10 protein-coding genes are annotated in these 16,117 nt (G+C 63.6%); 6 read left to right on the top strand and 4 right to left on the bottom strand.

Annotation, left to right across the window (positions count from 1 at the left end; translation table 11 throughout):
* Positions 1–6 precede the first annotated feature (6 nt).
* Positions 7–1,704, bottom strand: coding sequence for an amidase (locus OIS50_RS17385; RefSeq protein WP_264691905.1), 1,698 nt, complete (start codon positions 1,702–1,704; stop codon positions 7–9).
* 126 nt (positions 1,705–1,830) lie between these two features.
* Here OIS50_RS17385 and OIS50_RS17380 point away from each other — a divergent pair, with 126 nt between their 5' ends.
* A complete protein-coding gene (locus OIS50_RS17380; RefSeq protein WP_264691904.1) occupies positions 1,831–3,249 on the top strand; it encodes a PQQ-dependent sugar dehydrogenase in 1,419 nt (472 codons plus the stop codon).
* Positions 3,250–3,333: 84 nt separating this feature from the next.
* A complete protein-coding gene (locus OIS50_RS17375) occupies positions 3,334–5,355 on the top strand; it encodes a gliding motility-associated C-terminal domain-containing protein (protein WP_264691903.1) in 2,022 nt (673 codons plus the stop codon).
* A 57-nt stretch (positions 5,356–5,412) separates the two neighbouring features.
* On the opposite strand, the gene OIS50_RS17370 is transcribed toward OIS50_RS17375, so the two are convergent.
* The gene (locus OIS50_RS17370) at positions 5,413–6,411 is read right to left on the bottom strand and encodes a cation diffusion facilitator family transporter (protein WP_264691902.1); all 999 of its coding nucleotides are present in this window, start codon (positions 6,409–6,411) and stop codon (positions 5,413–5,415) included.
* Positions 6,412–6,581: 170 nt separating this feature from the next.
* Here OIS50_RS17370 and OIS50_RS17365 point away from each other — a divergent pair, with 170 nt between their 5' ends.
* The 3 genes from OIS50_RS17365 (at position 6,582) to OIS50_RS17355 (ending at position 11,390) form a co-directional block, all read left to right on the top strand.
* A complete protein-coding gene (locus OIS50_RS17365; protein WP_264691901.1) occupies positions 6,582–7,970 on the top strand; it encodes an Nramp family divalent metal transporter in 1,389 nt (462 codons plus the stop codon).
* Positions 7,971–8,074: 104 nt separating this feature from the next.
* The gene (locus OIS50_RS17360) at positions 8,075–10,339 is read left to right on the top strand and encodes a TonB-dependent receptor (protein WP_264691900.1); all 2,265 of its coding nucleotides are present in this window, start codon (positions 8,075–8,077) and stop codon (positions 10,337–10,339) included.
* 190 nt (positions 10,340–10,529) lie between these two features.
* On the top strand, positions 10,530–11,390 hold the full coding sequence (locus tag OIS50_RS17355) for a transporter (RefSeq protein WP_264691899.1): 861 nt from the start codon (positions 10,530–10,532) through the stop codon (positions 11,388–11,390).
* Between the two features lie 88 nt (positions 11,391–11,478).
* Here the strand turns inward: OIS50_RS17355 and OIS50_RS17350 are convergent, their stop codons facing one another.
* Together OIS50_RS17350 and OIS50_RS17345 are read right to left on the bottom strand one after the other, a co-directional pair.
* Positions 11,479–11,883, bottom strand: a complete 405-nt coding sequence (locus tag OIS50_RS17350; protein ID WP_264691898.1) for an SPW repeat domain-containing protein — start codon at positions 11,881–11,883, stop codon at positions 11,479–11,481.
* A gap of 527 nt (positions 11,884–12,410) precedes the next feature.
* Positions 12,411–15,023 carry a lamin tail domain-containing protein gene (locus OIS50_RS17345; RefSeq protein ID WP_264691897.1) on the bottom strand — a complete coding sequence of 871 codons (2,613 nt, stop codon included), beginning with the start codon at positions 15,021–15,023 and terminating at the stop codon, positions 12,411–12,413.
* A 93-nt stretch (positions 15,024–15,116) separates the two neighbouring features.
* On the opposite strand from OIS50_RS17345, the gene OIS50_RS17340 reads away from it, so the two are divergent.
* Positions 15,117–16,112: an aspartate-semialdehyde dehydrogenase gene (locus OIS50_RS17340; RefSeq protein WP_264691895.1), complete on the top strand. Its 996-nt coding sequence runs from the start codon at positions 15,117–15,119 to the stop codon at positions 16,110–16,112.
* Positions 16,113–16,117 lie beyond the last annotated feature (5 nt).

Genomic DNA, 16,117 nt, shown 5'->3' with positions numbered 1-16,117 from the left:
CTAGGGTTAGAAGTTGAGCGGCGGGTGCTTTTCGTCGAACTCGGTGGCGTCCTGGTAAGCCTTGGCCAGGGCCAGCAGCTTGGCCTCCTGGTACAGCTGCCCCGTGAAGGTGATGGTGCTGGGCAGCCCGCCGGGCCGGAAGCCGTTGGGCACTACCACGGCCGGGTGGCCGGTGAGGTTGGTAATCACGAGGTTGCTGCTGAACGAAGGCGCCACGTACCCGTCGAGGTCTTTGATGCGGGCATCCAGTTCTTCAATCAGCAAGCGGCGGGCACGCTGGGCCTGGATGTACTCCACGGCCGGCACAAAGCGCGAAGCCCGGAACAGGTTGGGCCAGGCATTGCGGTCTTGCTTTACCATGCTGGCATCGCGGCCCGAGCGGGTGAGGTCGTCGAAGGCGGCGGCGCCCTCGGCCGTGAGCAGGAAGGTCATGTCGCCGGCCGGCAGCTTGGGCAGTTCCAGCTCAACGAGCTGCACGCCCAGCTTGCGCAGGGTTTCCAGCACGGCCTGGTCGTTGGCTTTGGTGGGGTACGTGCGGTCGAAATCGGCTTTTACGTAGCCGATGCGCAGCTTTTTCAGGTCAACGTTGAAAGCATACTGAAACTGTGTGCCGTAGCGCGGAATCAACAGCGTGGCCGGATCACGCGGGTCTTCGCCCTCCAAAGCATTAAACACCAGAGCACAGTCTTCGACCGAGCGCGTAATAGGCCCGATCTTGTCCATCGACCAGCTCAGAGCCATGGCGCCGTGGCGGCTTACGCGGCCAAAAGTCGGGCGCAGGCCAGTTGTGCCGCACGCTGTGCTGGGGCTTACAATCGAACCTAGGGTTTCGGTACCGATGGCGTAGGGCACCAAACCGGCAGCTACCGCCGATGCCGAGCCAGCCGACGAGCCGCTGCTGCCCTTGCTGATATCCCAGGGGCTGCGCGTCATGCCGCCGTACCACACGTCGCCCATGGCAAGCTCGCCTAGGGTAAACTTGGCCACCAGCACCCCGCCGGCATCGCGCAGGCGCGTTACCACGGCGGCGTCTTCTTCGAGAACCTGATCTTTATAAGGCACCGAGCCCCAGGTGGTTTTGTAGCCCTTGGTGCTGAACAAGTCTTTCACGCCAAAGGGCACGCCGTGCAGGGGCCCGCGGTATTTGCCGCGGCGAATCTCTTTGTCGGCTTCGCGAGCTTGTTGCAAGGCCAGCTCTTCAGTAAGAGAGGTTACGCATAACAGCTTGGGGTCGTATTTTTTTAACCGCACAAGGAAGAACTTCGTCAGCTCTTCGGAGCTGATTTGCTTGGTGCGCAGCAGCTCGCCCAGTTGGCGCACGGTGTAAAAGGCGAGGTCGTCGCGGTTGGCGGGCAGTGTTACCTTACCCATTTTGGGCAGCTTGTCATCGCCCATGCCAAACAGAGCCACCTTCTTGCCCGGAAACTGGCGCAGGCGCAACGGCACAGGATCGAAGATCATGGTGGGCGCCACGCCGTTGCCGATAGGCAGCTTGCGCAAGGCCTCATAGCTGCTGCGCGAATCAGTCACTTCGCGGCGGGCCGAATCGAGCTGGGCATCCGTAAAGTGCAGACCGATGAGCTCCTGCGCGGCGCGCAGCATGGGCACCGTAATGGCGCTAGGTGCATCGGTGGCGCGCATGGTAAGGGCACCGCCCACAAAGCACACGGCACCGCCGAGCAGCGCGGGGAAAAGTTTTTTCATGGAGGGGAAAGGAAACGGGTAGAACGGCGGCACTGCCGGAAATATCCGCAATCCGAACCGCACCTAAAACCGTTATGCTTGTAAGCTTGCTCTTTCCGGCTGTTGTTCACCCATAAGCTTCTGCGTATGAAACGTTTCGCCGCATGTTTTCTGCTGATCGTATTGGGCGCCAATTGTACTCCCAGGAGTGCCGATGCCCAGCCCAGCAGCTACCAGGTGGGCAACACCACCGTGAGCATCTCCACGCTTACCACCGGCCTCGACACGCCTTGGGAGCTGCTGTGGGGCCCCGACAACTTTCTGTGGATGACGGAGCGCGGCGGCCGCGTGAGCCGCATCGACCCCGCTACCGGCACCGTAACGCCGCTGCTCACCATTGCCGACGTAACCGAAACCGGCGAAAGCGGCCTGCTGGGCATGGCCGTGGTACCAACCCAGGGCAGCAACCAATACGGCGTATTTGTGGTGTACAACTACACCGACGGCGGCCAGCTGAAGGAAAAGCTGGTGCGCTACCAGTACGCCGTCGGCACCAATACGCTCAGCAACCCGCAGGTGCTGCTGGCGGGCATTCCGGCCCAAACCACGCACAGCGGCTCGCGCCTGTTGCTGCTGCCCGACAATACCTTGCTGATGACCATCGGCGACGCGCAGGATTTGCCCTCGGCCCAAAACCGCAGCAGCCTCACGGGCAAAATCCTGCGCCTGAACCTCGACGGCACTGCCCCGGCCAACAACCCCGTGCCCGGCTCGCTGGTGTATACCCTAGGTCATCGGAACCCGCAGGGGCTGGTGCGGGCCCCGGGCACCGGCAAGCTCTACAGCTCGGAGCACGGCCCCAGCAACGACGACGAGCTGAACCTGATCGAGGCGAACCGCAATTACGGCTGGCCCAACGTGGAGGGCTTCTGCAACCTGCCCGCCGAGCAGGCGTTCTGCCAGGCCAACAACGTGCGCGAGCCGCTGATGGCCTGGACGCCCACCCTAGGTGTTTCGGGCCTCGCCTACTACGACCACCCCACCATCCCCGAGTGGCGCAACAACCTGCTGCTGCTGAGCCTGAAGGCCGGTACCTTTTCGGCCTTGCCGCTATCGAGCAACGGCGAGCAGGTGCTGCGCGAAAACAACCTGTGGGCGGGCACCTACGGCCGCCTGCGCGCCATTTGCGTGTCGCCGCAGGGGCGCGTGTACGTGGGCACCTCCAACCGCGACGGCCGCGCCAACCCCGGCCCCTCCGACGACCGAATATTGGTGCTTGAGAATCGCGCCTTCACTCCCACCTCGACTAACCGGCCGACTGCTTTGCGTCTGACACTCTACCCCAACCCCGCGCCGGCCGCCACGGCTGCTACGCTGCAATTGCCGGCGCTGCGCAGCGGCGCCACGGCACTGCTTACCGATGCCCGGGGGCGGCAAGTGTGGCAGGGCGAGCTAGCTGCGGGTGCTACCCGGCTTACGTTGCCGCCGGCCGCGCCGGGCCTGTACCTGCTCCGGGTGCGCACGCCCGATGGCACCGAGCTGCGCAGCCGTCTGCTGCGCCCCTGATTTTAAGCCGAGGCAGCCCCAAAATGTGCGTAACTTTCGGTTGCGCTGCTTGTCAGCGGCTACTCCTCTGCTTGCCTATTGCTCATGAAGCAACGATTACCCGTTTATCTTTTCTGGCTTACTGCGTGGTGTTTGGTGCTGCTGAGCGCACCTGGGGCGAGGGCCTCGCACGCGCAAGGCGGCGAACTTACTTATGAAGCCATCGGCCCGCCCGGCTCCAACCGTTACCGCGTAACGTGCCGGTTTTTCCGCGATTGTTCGGGCAACGAGGCCAACGCCGAGCTTACCCTGAACTGCCGCGTGGGCAGCCCCGCCACCTCCTGCAACACCATTGATGTGCGTAACTTTTCGGCTACGCTGGTGCGTGGGCCGCTCCGGGCGGGTAGCCCCTGGTGCCCCAGCATACCCGGCGGGCCTACGCAGTGCCTGGTAAACGGCCTCACCAACTACGAAACCGCTCGCTACACCGCCGAAATCACGCTGCCGCCCGCGCCCGAGTGGACGCTGAGCGTGGAAATAAGCAACCGCCCCGCGCTGGCGAACATCCCCGGCAACACCGACCTGCGCTACGAAGCCACGCTCAACAACCAGCTGCCGCTGCCCGGCGGGCCTTTGGCCGTTAGCAACACCTCGCCGCAGTACCAGGATCAGGACATTCCGGTGCCGTTTGTGTGCGTGGGGCAGCGTACCCAGATTACTTTCTCCACTACCGAGCCCGACGGCGACTCGCTGGTGTACTCGCTGGAGCGGCCGCTGCTGGGCTGCAATCAGTTTACCACTTACGAATCGTACTCGCCGCTGGGCGGGCTGATCCTCGACCCCAGCAACTCGCCCACCAACCCTTGCGTGGTAACCATCCCGGGCGGCACGGCGGCGTATTCGCCGGTGTTCCCTATTGGCTCCTACACGTTTGGGGGCAGCTGCCCGGTGCGCACGGCCACGCCGTTTTTTTCCTTCAACGCGCAGGCCGGCAACTTCACCTTCACGCCCGCCTTCTACTTCCCAGGGCCCAGCTCCGATGGCCGCAACAAGTACGCCGTGGTGGGCAAGGTTACGGAGTACCGCCGGGTGGGCGGCCGCTACTACAAAGTGGGCTCGGTGCGGCGCGATATGCTGGTGGTGGTAATCGACTGCGGCGGCAACCAGGTGCCCAATGCACCTAGGGCTGTGCCGCTGGTGCAAGAGGCCAACCAGCTGGTTACCAATACCGACTCGACCATTGTAGTAGCCCAAACCTGCGAGTACACCGAGCTCGACATCAACTTCCGCGACCCGAACCCCGCCGACCTGCTGACGGTAACCTTCGCCGAGCCCACCGAACCGGCCTACGCTTCCCTGTTCCGCGACCCTGGCAACGCCGCCGCCCGACCCTTTGCGCTGCTGGGCAACGGCACCAACGCCCCGGTGGGCAAGCTGCGCCTGCGCCCCGATATCAGCCTGGCGGGCCGCACCTTCCGCATTCCGGTGCGCATCGAAGACAACGCCTGCCCCGTGCGAGCCGTGCAGAACCGCATCATCGTGGTGCAGGTGGCGCGCCGCAGCTTTGCCGATGTGGTAGTAGCTGGCACCAACCCGCCCAAAGGCACCCGCTTTCGGCGCGATACGCTCGTTACCCGCCGCGACGAAATTGCCCTTACTGCCCGCCCCAACCGGCCGCTCGCGGTAAACAACGTGCCCGTGGGCTACGCCTACAGCTGGCGAGCCAGCACCCCGGCGGGCACCAGCGGCCTAGGTGCCGGGGCCGCAAACAGCGCCACCATCCGGGTTCGGCCCCAGGCTACTACGCGCTATTTTGTAACCGTTGCGCCCACCGAGCTGGGCCCGGGCTGCGCCGACACGGCTTCGTTTGTGGTGCGGGTAGTGGCGCCGGTGCCCAACATGTTCACGCCCAACGGCGACGGCGTTAATGATGTGTTCGTCATTAAAGACCCCGCCTTGCCCGCCCAACGCCTCGAAATCTTTAACCGCTGGGGCCGCAAGGTGGCCGAGTGGGCCGATTACCAAAACAACTGGGACGGCGCCGGCCAGGCTGCGGGCGTGTACTACTACCAGATTACCTTCGGCAACGGCACCCGCCGCAAAGGCTGGGTCGAGCTGATTCGGTAGGCGCGGCGCCTAGGTACTTAACGCAACGGGGGCTGCCAAGTGGCAGCCCCCGTTGCGTTAGGCGGTAGTAGGTTCGTCGAGCTGGTGCCGCTCGTTTTTCACCACGTTGTCGAGCGTCCAGGGCACGAGGCGGGTAAAGGCGTGCTGGCGCACCGGGCAATCGGGCATGGAGCAGTGCGGGCAGGCGCTGAAGGTGCAGGGGTCGGCGTGCACAAACATTTCCACCTCTACCTCGAATCGGCTCCGGATCAGCTCCTCGATGCGCGACACCTCGGTGTGCGCTTCTTCGAGGCTGAAGTAGTACGGAATGGTGATGTGGCAGTCGATGTGCAGGTTGGCACCGTAGCGCACGATGCGCAGATTGTGCACATCAATCCACGGCGGTTGGCGGTGCTGCTGCAGCTCGGCAATCACGCGCTCCACGGTGCTCACGTCCGATTCATCCATCAGCCCCGATACCGAGCGGCGCAGCATGCGGTAGCCGTTCACCACGATTACCACACCCAGGATCAGCGCCGCTACCGTATCGAAGATAACCAGCCCGGTGAAGTACACCAGCCCCAGGGCCGCGCACGATACGAGCGTACTCACGGCATCGAGGTACAGGTGCTGCCCATCGCCCACCAGGGCTGGCGAGTGCAGTTTATGCCCTTGGCGCACCAGCACGAAGCCCGTGAGCAGGTTGGCCACGGCCGTACCGCCCAGCAGCAGCACACCCCAATCGAGCTGCTGCACCGTGTGCGGGTGCAGCAGGGCCTGGATGGCGCTGGAAAAAATATACACCCCGGCACCCAGGATCAGGGCCCCTTCGAAACCCACCGACAGGTACTCCACTTTGCCGTGGCCGTAGGGATGGTTTTGGTCTTTGGGCAGGCCCGAGAGGTAGATGCTGTAGAGCGCAAAACCGCTCGTGAACACGTTAATGATGGATTCGAGCGCGTCGGTGAGGGCGGCCTGCGAGTGCGTAAGGGCCCAGGCGTAAAACTTGGTGAACACCAGCACCACGCTTACCACCAAGGAAAGCAGGCCGAAGCGGTTGCGTTTGAGGGCAAGCATGCGGAGCAACTGTAGGGGGCAATGAAAGCGTAAACATCCGACCTAAACGGATGCGTGCCCCGATACGGCGAAACTTTTTGGCGCGAAGCCGGTATTTAAGTGGGCTTAAAAAATATTTTAGGCAAGCCTAAAAATTAACGTCCTTTGCGCTGAAATCTCCTCTTGATTTGATGCTTACCGTAAATACCCCTACCCCACCCGTTACTCCGCCTGCCGTGCCAGCGGCCACCGAAGGCGCCGACCCGGGTTGGCGCCGACCCCGGCACGCGCCTTCGCTGGGCGAGGTGTACGCCTCCATTCGTGTGCCGGGCCGCAATGCCTCGTTCTGGCGCAAGCTGATGGCGTTTTGGGGCCCGGGCCTGATGGTAGCCGTGGGCTACATGGACCCCGGCAACTGGGCTACCGATATTGCGGGCGGCTCGCGCTACGGCTACACGCTGCTGTCGGTAATCCTGATTTCGAACCTGTTTGCCATGCTGCTGCAGCACCTGGCGGCCAAGCTCGGCATCGTAACCGGCCGCGACCTGGCCCAGGCCTGCCGCGACCATTACTCCAAGCCGGTAGCCATGGCCCTGTGGCTGCTCTGCGAAATTGCCATTGCCGCCTGCGACCTGGCCGAGGTCATCGGTTCGGCCATTGCCCTCAACCTGCTGTTCGGCATTCCGCTCACGCTGGGTGTGCTCATCACCATTCTGGATGTGCTGGTGGTGCTGTACTTTCAAAACCGGGGCTTCCGGATTCTGGAAGTGCTGGTAGCGGGGCTCATCTTCATCATTTTCGGCTGCTTCGCCTACGAAGTGTTCATTTCGCGGCCCGATTGGGCGGCTCTGGCGGCCGGCCTGGTGCCCAAAACCGAAATCGTGACCAACCCGGCCATGCTCTACGTGGCCATCGGCATACTGGGGGCTACCGTAATGCCCCATAACCTGTACCTGCACTCCAGCATTGTGCAAACGCGCGCCTTCGAGCGCGACGAAGAAGGCAAACGCTCGGCCATCAAGTTTGCCACCATCGATTCGTCGGTGGCTTTGTTTATGGCCTTCTTCGTGAACGCGGCCATCCTGGTGGTGGCCGCTGCGGCCTTCCACCGCAACGGGCTGTTTCAGGTGGCCGACATCCACGACGCGCACAAGCTGCTGGCCCCGGTACTCGGCGCGGGTGCGGCCAGCGTGGTATTCGCGGTAGCACTTCTGGCTTCGGGCCAAAACTCCACCCTTACGGGCACGCTCGCCGGCCAGATTGTGATGGAAGGCTTCCTCAACCTGAAGCTTAAGCCGTGGCTGCGCCGCCTGATTACGCGGCTGATTGCCGTGGTGCCGGCCTTTGTAGTTACGCTGCTGTACGGCGAAAAAGGCACCGGCGAGCTGCTGGTCCTCAGCCAGGTAATTCTGTCGTTGCAGCTGAGCTTTGCCGTGGTGCCGCTGGTGCTGTTTACCGGCGACAAGCAGAAAATGGGCCCCTTTGCCAACAAGCCCTGGGTGAAGCTGGTGGCCTGGTCGGTATCGGCCATCATCATCGCCCTGAACGCCTACCTGCTCTACGAAACCTTCTTCGGTTAACCCTAAAAAGCGGAGCCGGCCCACCGAGGCAGCTCCGTTTTTTTGCGCCCAATTCGAGTTTTAGACTCGCCTAAATACCAAACGCCGCCGCACCTAAATACGCTATGAAACAGCTGCTACTTGTTCTGTTACTACTAAGCTGCGCCCTAGGTCGGGTGTGGGCCCAAACGGCCACGCTGCGCGGGCAGGTGCGCGCGGGCGGGCAGCCGGTGCCCTTTGCTACCGTGGCCCTGAAAGGCACCGCCCTAGGTACCACCGCCTCCGAAACCGGTACCTATACCCTGAAGCAAGTACCGCCCGGCACCTACCAGCTGGTGGCTACGGCCGTGGGCTACAAACCCGCCGAGCGCACCGTTACGGTGCAAGCCGGCGCCACGGCCGAGCACAACCTGCTGCTGGCCAGCACAGCCAACGAGCTGCAGGACGTGGTAATCAGCGGCACGCTGGGCGAGGTAGTGAAAAGCGAATCGCCGGTACCGGTGGAGATTTACACGCCCAAGTTCTTCCAGAAAAACCCCGCGCCCAGCCTGTTCGAGAACCTGACGCTGGTAAACGGCGTGCGCCCGCAGCTGAACTGCAACGTGTGCAACACCGGCGACATTCATATTCACGGCCTGGAGGGGCCCTACACCATGGTGCTCATCGACGGCATGCCCATCGTATCGGCCCTGAGCACGGTGTACGGGCTGAGCGGCATCCCCAACAGCATGGTGGAGCGCATCGAGGTGGTGAAGGGTCCGGCCTCTACGCTCTACGGCTCAGAGGCCCTAGGTGGGCTGATCAACGTAATTACCAAGGACCCCCAAAAGGCCCCGCGCCTCTCGGCGGATGGCTTTGCCACCTCGCACGGCGAAACCAACCTCGACCTGGGCACCACCCTGCGCGCCGGCAAGGCTACCTCGCTGCTCACCGGCAACGTGTTTCACTTCAACCAGCGCCGCGACGTGAACCGCGACGGGTTTACGGACCTGCCGACGCAGAAGCGCGCCTCGGTGTTTAACAAGTGGAGCTTGGCGCGGCCCGAAAACCAGGTGGCTACGCTGGCCGGCCGCTATTACTACGAAGACCGGTTTGGCGGCCAACTGCCGTGGCGCAACGAGTTTCGGGGCACCGACAGCATTTACGGCGAAAGCATTTACACCAGCCGCTACGAGCTGCTGGGCCAATACCAGCTGCCCATTCGGGGCCAGAAGGTGATGCTGAGCGGCTCGTACAACCGCCACCGCCAGAACTCGGTGTACGGCACCACGCTTTACAACGCCACCCAGCACGTAGGCTTTGGCCAGCTGACGTGGACGCGCGCCCTCAGCATTCGGCACAATTTGCTGCTGGGCTCGGCGTACCGCTACACCTGGTACGACGACAACACCCCCGCCACCGAGCAAGCCACCACCGACCTGGTGCGCAACCAGCCCGATGTGGTGCAGCTGCCCGGCGTGTTTGCCCAAGACGAATGGCGCCTTACCGAACACGCCACCCTGCTCACGGGCCTGCGCCTCGATTACAACTCGCGGCACGGGGCCATTCTGTCGCCGCGGGCCAACTACAAGTGGGGCACCGACGACGGCAGCCGCGTGCTGCGCCTGGGCGTGGGCAACGGCTTTCGGGTGGTGAATTTGTTTACCGAAGACCACGCCGCCCTTACCGGCGCGCGCACCGTGGTGGTAGAAGAGCAGCTGCGCCCCGAACGCTCCTGGAACGCCACCCTCAACTACGTGCACCAGCTGCGCACGGCCACCGGCTCGCTCACCTTCGATGGCAGCTTGTTCTGGACGTACTTCACCAACAAAATCACGCCCGATTACGACACCGACCCCAACCTGATTGTGTACCGCAACCTGCGCGGCTTTGCCGTATCGCGCGGGGCCACGCTCAACGCCGACCTGGCCCTAGGTACGCAGGTAAAAATCATGGCCGGCATCACGGCGCTGGATGTGTACCGCCGCGAGCAGCGCACGCCCGATGGGCCCACCGAGCAAATCAGGCAGCTGCACACGCCGGCGTTTTCGGGCACGTACGCGGCCTCGTACACGGCCGAGCGGTGGGGCCTCACCCTCGACTACACCGGGCAGGTAAACGGCCCCATGCTGCTGCCCGTGCAGCCCAACGACTACCGCCCCAGCCGCTCGCCGTGGTATTCGCTGCAAAACCTGCAGGCTACCAAGCGCCTCGGCAAAGGCCTGGAGGTGTACGGCGGCGTGAAAAACCTGCTGAACTTCTTGCCGCGCCACGTGCTCATCCGCGCGTTCGACCCGTTTGACAAGTACATCGAGCAGGACAACCCCAACGGCTACACCTTCGATACCGAGTACAACTACGCGCCGGTGCAGGGCCGCCGCGGTTTTCTGGGAGTGCGGTACACGCTGTAGGGGCGCGTGCAACGCGCCCGCCGGGGCTACCGGATTCGCCTAGGTGCCAACCCAACAAAAGCCCGGACCCCATGCAGGTTCGGGCTTTTTGCTGGGTTGGCACCGAATGGTTCCGGCGAGCGGACACCACGCACCCAAGCTGGCCCAGGCCGCGTATGCGGGGGCACAACCCCTTACTTCTTCCCCAACCATGTACCGGATACTTTGTCTGCTGGCCGCTTGGGCTTGGTGTGCCTCGGCGCACGCTCAAGCTGGCGGCCCGGCCAAGTCGTCGCCGTACGATTCGGCCCGATTTCACCTATTTAAACCCGTGCCGCGCAACCAGCTGCGCGAGCTGCGCCCCGACCGCCCCGGCGTTACCGAAAGCCCGTTTACCGTTGATGCCGGCCACCTGCAGATTGAAACCGACGCGTTGCGCCTCATCAACCGCCGCGACGACGACAAGCGCGAGCGGGAGTGGCACGCGGCTTACGTAACGGCCAAGCTGGGCCTGTGGCGGCGCACCGATGTGCAAGTAGAAACCCCACTGTACAGCGTGCAGAAAGAGCGCATGGCCGACGAGCCCACCTGGCAAACGCACCGGGGCTTTGGCGACGTGGCCGTGCGCCTGAAGCACAACTTTATTGGCGACGACCAGGAGGGCCCCGTGGCCGTGGCCGCGGTGGGCTACGTGCGCCTGCCCACCGGCGGCCAGGCCGGCGAAGGCGGCGTAGAGGGCGGCCTTATTTTGCCCCTCGACTGGCACATCGGCGAGAAATGGAACCTGGAAACCCAACTCGAAACCGACCTGAACTACGACCGCGAGGATGCCGAACATTTTGTGCGGGTGATGCCCTCGGTGGCCGTCGATTACGAGGTAAACCAGAAGCTGTCGGTTCTGCTCGAAGGCGTAACCAAATGGGACGCCAAGCACACGGGCTGGCGCAGCTCCGTAAACGTGGCGCCCATCATCAACCTTACCGATAACGTGCAGTTCGATTTCGGCGGGCACTTTGCGCTGAACCGCGACATGGACCGCGAATTTTTTGTGGGATTCACGGTGCGCCGGTAACCCCCGGCCCCAGGTGCCTACACACCACAGCGGCCGGACCACCTAGGGGTGATCCGGCCGCTGTGGTTGGGGCTGCAAGCAGGCTTGCTTAGTGGCGCATTTCGCCGGCATCGGTGAGCAGGGTGCCGGTGCGGCTGTGGCCGTGCGAGGCTTTCCAGTCGGTAATCAGCCACGACATCACGAACATAATGCCCGAGCCGATGAACAGGTTGCGGGCCGTGGGCTCGGAGTCGGAGAAACCAAAGATGAAGGGCAATGCAATGAATGCCAGGCCGCTAACCAGCTCCATGGCGCCGTGCATCGGGAAGGGGATTACGCGCATCCAGCCGAGCGGGTAATCGGTGAGCAGCGCAATGAGCAGGTAGCCGGCCCCCAGCGTGTAGAACGCCGTGGAGTACGGGTGCTGCAGATCGAACAGCAGCGGAGCCATGAGGAAAAAGATGGAAACGATGTAGTCGAGTACGCCGTGGGCGGAAGGTGACAGAATTTTCATGGTAAGTCGGATATCATTAATGGTTGGACATTGGAGTCTGCCCATTATTACGCCCTGACAACCAGATGGATATTGCCCAGCTTGCTTTTTCAGTATTTATACCAGGTGGTTTTGGTGGCCGCCGGCCACGGCAAGCCGCGGTTGAGTGCCGCTGCCCTAGGTCGCGTTGTATGGCGCGCCGTTGTGATCCTGACGAGGGGCCTCACGTTGGACCTCACCCCCCGGCCCCCTCTCCAGAAGAGAGGGGGAGCCTGGTGACCTTGGGCCCGGCTGTCATGCCGAGCAAAGCGAGACATCTGGCGGGCGGACGTTGGGCGGTATCGTCATGCTGAGCTTGTCGAGGCATCTCGCGTGCTGACGTCGGATAGCATCCGCTCCCCCTCTCTTTTGGAGAGGGGGCCGGGGGGTGAGGTCCCGATCAGCTCCTTCGCTTGGTTCAGGATGACAGGCTAAACAACGTCAGCCCCCAGATGTCTCGCTTTGCTCGCCATGACAGCCGGGCCCAAGCCCTAGGTGCCGCGTAGCCGCTACAGCCGCGCACCCAGCACCACGGTTTTCTTGTATTCGCGCCGAATGCCGGTATTGGGCTGAAAGAGCTCGATGTGCAGCACGTAGTAGCCCACGGCGGCTTTGCGGTTGGCATCGGTGAGGCCGTCCCAGCGGAAAAAGCCGGTGGTAGCCAGCGTTTCGTTGCGCACCAGGCGGCGCGTGAGGCGGCCCAGGGCATCGTACACCGTGATGCTGGCCAGGTAACCGGCGCCATCGAGGCGGTAGCTGAGGGTGGCAAAATCCTGCTGGCCATCGTCGTCGGGTGTGAAGACCTCGGGCTCCAAGGCAAACTGTTTGTCGCCGCCGGGCTCGGTTTGGTACTGCGAGTTGCGCCGCCCGGGCGTGGCGTAGCCCGTGCTGCCGGCCGCCGAATGAAAGTTGGCGGCGGTGCTGGGCCCGTCGGGCCGGATGCGCTCCAACGACACCCCGTCGCGGGTATCGAGCAGCGGCAGGTGCATGGTTTCGGCGTAGGCCAGCCTATCGATGGTGCGGTTTTGCGCATCGAGCAGGACAATTACGCCGGCATCGTCGGGCAATGAGGGCAGGCTTACGGGCGGCAGAAACGCCGCGGCCTCGTGGCTGTTGGGGTATTGCGCCTGCACAATTTCGGGCCGCTCGCTGAGCACCACCAGCTGGCCGGGCGCCAGCGCCAGCGGCTCGGGGCTGATGTTGTGGGCATCGAGCGAGCCATCGGGCAACTCGCGGGCCAGGCGCCAGCCCTGCAGGCTCAGGTAACTGCCCGAGCGGTTGAGCAGCTCCACAAAGTCGTAGCCGCCCGAACGCGGGTTGAACAGCACTTCGTTGATAACCACGTTGCCGGGCGCGGCGGGCACGGGCAGCGCAATGGTGGCTGAGGTAATTGGGCCGGTGCCGTTGCCTACGCAATCGGTAGCACGCTGCACCTGCACGGTGTAGGGCTGGTTGGGCGCGAGCGGCGCACCTAGGGTCAGCTCCACCGTCCGGAAGTCGAACGGCACCGGGGCGGCGCTTTGCACCGCCGGGCCGTTGGGCAACACGCGGTACAGCGCGGGGTTGCTGGCGAGGGTGCTATCGAGCTTTTCGGCGAAGGTGAGGCGCAGGCGCGTAGCCGTTACGGCCACGGCGGCCAGCAGCTGCGGCGGGGTACGGTCGGGATTGGCGGCTTGCACCGAGTTGGCGCGGCCGGGCGTGCCGCCGCTGGCATCGAGGCTGGCCTGCCAGTTGTCGGCGCCGGCGCAAGGGTTGCCCAGGTCAATCAGCTCCAGGGCCCAGCCGCCCTCCTTTTTGCGGTTGTCGCGGTACCAGGTGTCGGCGTAGCGTACCTCAAACAGGGTGCGGCCGTCGCGGGCGCGCAGCAGCAGTTGGTCGGCGGTGTTGGTAAGGCTCGGAAAGTTGGTGAGGCCGAACACTTTGCCAAAGCCGGTAAACTGCGCCGTGCGGGTGCTGGCGCACACCACCGCGTACTCGCCGGGCAGCAGCACGGCGCCCGCCGGAAACACCGCCGCCGCGTTGCTGCCCGGCTTCAGCAGGCGCACACCGCCCAGGTCGAGCTGGTTGGTGGCCGAAGGGTTATGTATTTCGAGGTACTCCGATGCCGGCAAACCCACCTGCGGCGTTTCGTCGGCCAGGATTTCGGTGATGAGCACCTGATTGACGCCCGGCGCCACCAGCACTCCGCTAAACCGGAACGTGGTGGTAAGCGGCCCCGCGGCCGCGTTGCCGAACAAGTCGGCCACGTTGCGCACCTCCAGGGTATTCTGACCTAGGGGCAGGTTGCCGCCGAAGGCGAGGTGCACCAGGCTGGCATCGGCCGCATCGGGCTGCGCGGCGGTGGCAACGGCGCCGTTGCCCAGCCGAAACGAGCTGGCCGCTACCGAGGTAGCCACCGGCTCCGCGAACTGCACATCAACCTGCGTTGCCGATACGGCCGTGGCGCTTACCAGCTGCGGCGGCGTGGCATCGACGACCCGAAAGTCGTCGAAATAGAAGTTGCGGTTGTTGGCGGCCGAGTACGTGAGCAGCACGCCTAGGTACTGGCTGCGCTGGTAGGTGGCATCGGTGGCGGTGCCCTCGCTGGCAAAGGTGCGGCCGCCCGTGAGGTCGCGCTCCAACGTCCAGACGTTGGCGGGGCTGCGCGTAACGCGCACGCGCACCAGGTTGTTGGTGGTCGAATTCAGGGTACCGTCCTGGCCGTTGATAACGTACACCGGGCTGGCCGTGGCATCTTTCCTAAACAGAGCAACCTCGTCGGGCGTGCCGCCCAGGCGCACAAAGTAGCCGCGGTTGCCGGCAGCTTTCAGGTCGGCTTGCTCCGATATCAGCCACACATCGGCCAGGTTGCCGCCCGAGGTGGCCAGGCGCAGGTTGGCCCAAAACTCCCAGGTAGTGCCGGTGGCCGCCTGTTGCGGGGTGGCCAGCTGCGTTTGGGAGCCCGTAACGGCCGGCCCGTTGCTTTGTAGCTGCTGCTGCGCGTTTACCTGAAAAGCGGCCGCGTCGCCCACCCAAGTGGGGTTCTGGCTGAAGTCGCCGTCGGCGAAGGTTTCGGCTAGTTGCGCCGCGGCCGGCAAGGCCAAAAGCATCAGCCCAAACAAGTAAAGCAGGCGTGGCAGCATCGAGGATAGCAATAGATATTCTCCAAAAATACTTCCGTTTTACCGACTTTTGCGAGCTGCTTTGCCCAAAGCAGCTTTCCGCTGATACTGAATATGAAAGTAGCCGTAGTAGGCGCCACCGGCCTTGTGGGTGGCGAAATGCTTAAAGTGCTCGAAGAGCGCAATTTTCCGGTAACCGAGTTGCTGCCCGTGGCTTCCGAGAAATCGGTGGGCCAAATCATTCATTTTAAAGGCCAGCCTTTTAAGGTGGTGAGCATGGACGACGCCATTGCCGCCCGCCCGGCCGTGGCCATTTTCTCGGCCGGCGGCTCGGTAAGCAAGGAGCTGGCCCCGCGCTTTGCCGAGGTAGGCACCGTGGTAATCGACAACTCCTCGGCCTGGCGCATGGACCCCACCAAAAAGCTGGTGGTGCCCGAGGTAAACGCCCACGTGCTCACCCCGGAAGATAAGATCATTGCCAACCCCAACTGCTCCACCATTCAGATGGTGGTGGCCCTGAGCAAGCTGCACGAGGCTTACAAGGTGGAGCGCGTGGTGGTGAGCACCTACCAAAGCGTTACGGGCACCGGCAAAAAGGCCGTGGATCAGCTGATGCAGGAGCGCGCCGGCCAGCCGGCCAGCAACCCCGCCTACCCCCACCCCATCGACCTGAACGTGCTGCCGCACATCGACGTGTTCGAGGACAACGGCTACACCAAGGAGGAAATGAAGATGGTGAAGGAAACCAAGAAGATTATGGGCGACGACACCATTCGCGTAACCGCCACCACGGTGCGCATCCCCGTAATGGGCGGCCACTCCGAGTCGGTGAACGTGGAGTTTGCCCGCGACTTCGACCTGGGCGAAGTGCGCCGCCTGCTCGAGGCTACCGAAGGCGTGGAGGTGGTTGATGACCCGGCCAACAACCGCTACCCCATGCCCAAAGACGCCCACGGCCGCGACGCCGTGCTGGTAGGCCGCCTGCGCCGCGACGAATCGCAGCCCCGCACCCTGAATATGTGGGTGGTGGCCGACAACCTGCGCAAAGGTGCCGCCACCAACGCCGTGCAAATTGCCGAGTACATGCTGCGGCAAGGGCTGATTAAGTAAGCTCG

It is taken from the genome of Hymenobacter sp. YIM 151858-1, from assembly GCF_025979705.1.
Classification (GTDB): Bacteria; Bacteroidota; Bacteroidia; order Cytophagales; family Hymenobacteraceae; genus Solirubrum.
Note: the sequence above shows the minus strand (reverse complement) of the source record. Positions and strands in the feature narration are given on the sequence as shown.

Excerpts from the sequence above, each read along its gene's own strand:
- OIS50_RS17365 (WP_264691901.1), top strand. The coding sequence starts at position 6,582 with ATGCTTACCGTAAATACCCCTACCCCACCCGTTACTCCGCCTGCCGTG.
- OIS50_RS17350 (WP_264691898.1), bottom strand. The coding sequence starts at position 11,883 with ATGAAAATTCTGTCACCTTCCGCCCACGGCGTACTCGACTACATCGTT.
- OIS50_RS17345 (WP_264691897.1), bottom strand. The coding sequence starts at position 15,023 with ATGCTGCCACGCCTGCTTTACTTGTTTGGGCTGATGCTTTTGGCCTTG.
- OIS50_RS17385 (WP_264691905.1), bottom strand. The coding sequence starts at position 1,704 with ATGAAAAAACTTTTCCCCGCGCTGCTCGGCGGTGCCGTGTGCTTTGTG.
- OIS50_RS17375 (WP_264691903.1), top strand. The coding sequence starts at position 3,334 with ATGAAGCAACGATTACCCGTTTATCTTTTCTGGCTTACTGCGTGGTGT.
- OIS50_RS17360 (WP_264691900.1), top strand. The coding sequence starts at position 8,075 with ATGAAACAGCTGCTACTTGTTCTGTTACTACTAAGCTGCGCCCTAGGT.
- OIS50_RS17370 (WP_264691902.1), bottom strand. The coding sequence starts at position 6,411 with ATGCTTGCCCTCAAACGCAACCGCTTCGGCCTGCTTTCCTTGGTGGTA.
- OIS50_RS17355 (WP_264691899.1), top strand. The coding sequence starts at position 10,530 with ATGTACCGGATACTTTGTCTGCTGGCCGCTTGGGCTTGGTGTGCCTCG.
- OIS50_RS17340 (WP_264691895.1), top strand. The coding sequence starts at position 15,117 with ATGAAAGTAGCCGTAGTAGGCGCCACCGGCCTTGTGGGTGGCGAAATG.
- OIS50_RS17380 (WP_264691904.1), top strand. The coding sequence starts at position 1,831 with ATGAAACGTTTCGCCGCATGTTTTCTGCTGATCGTATTGGGCGCCAAT.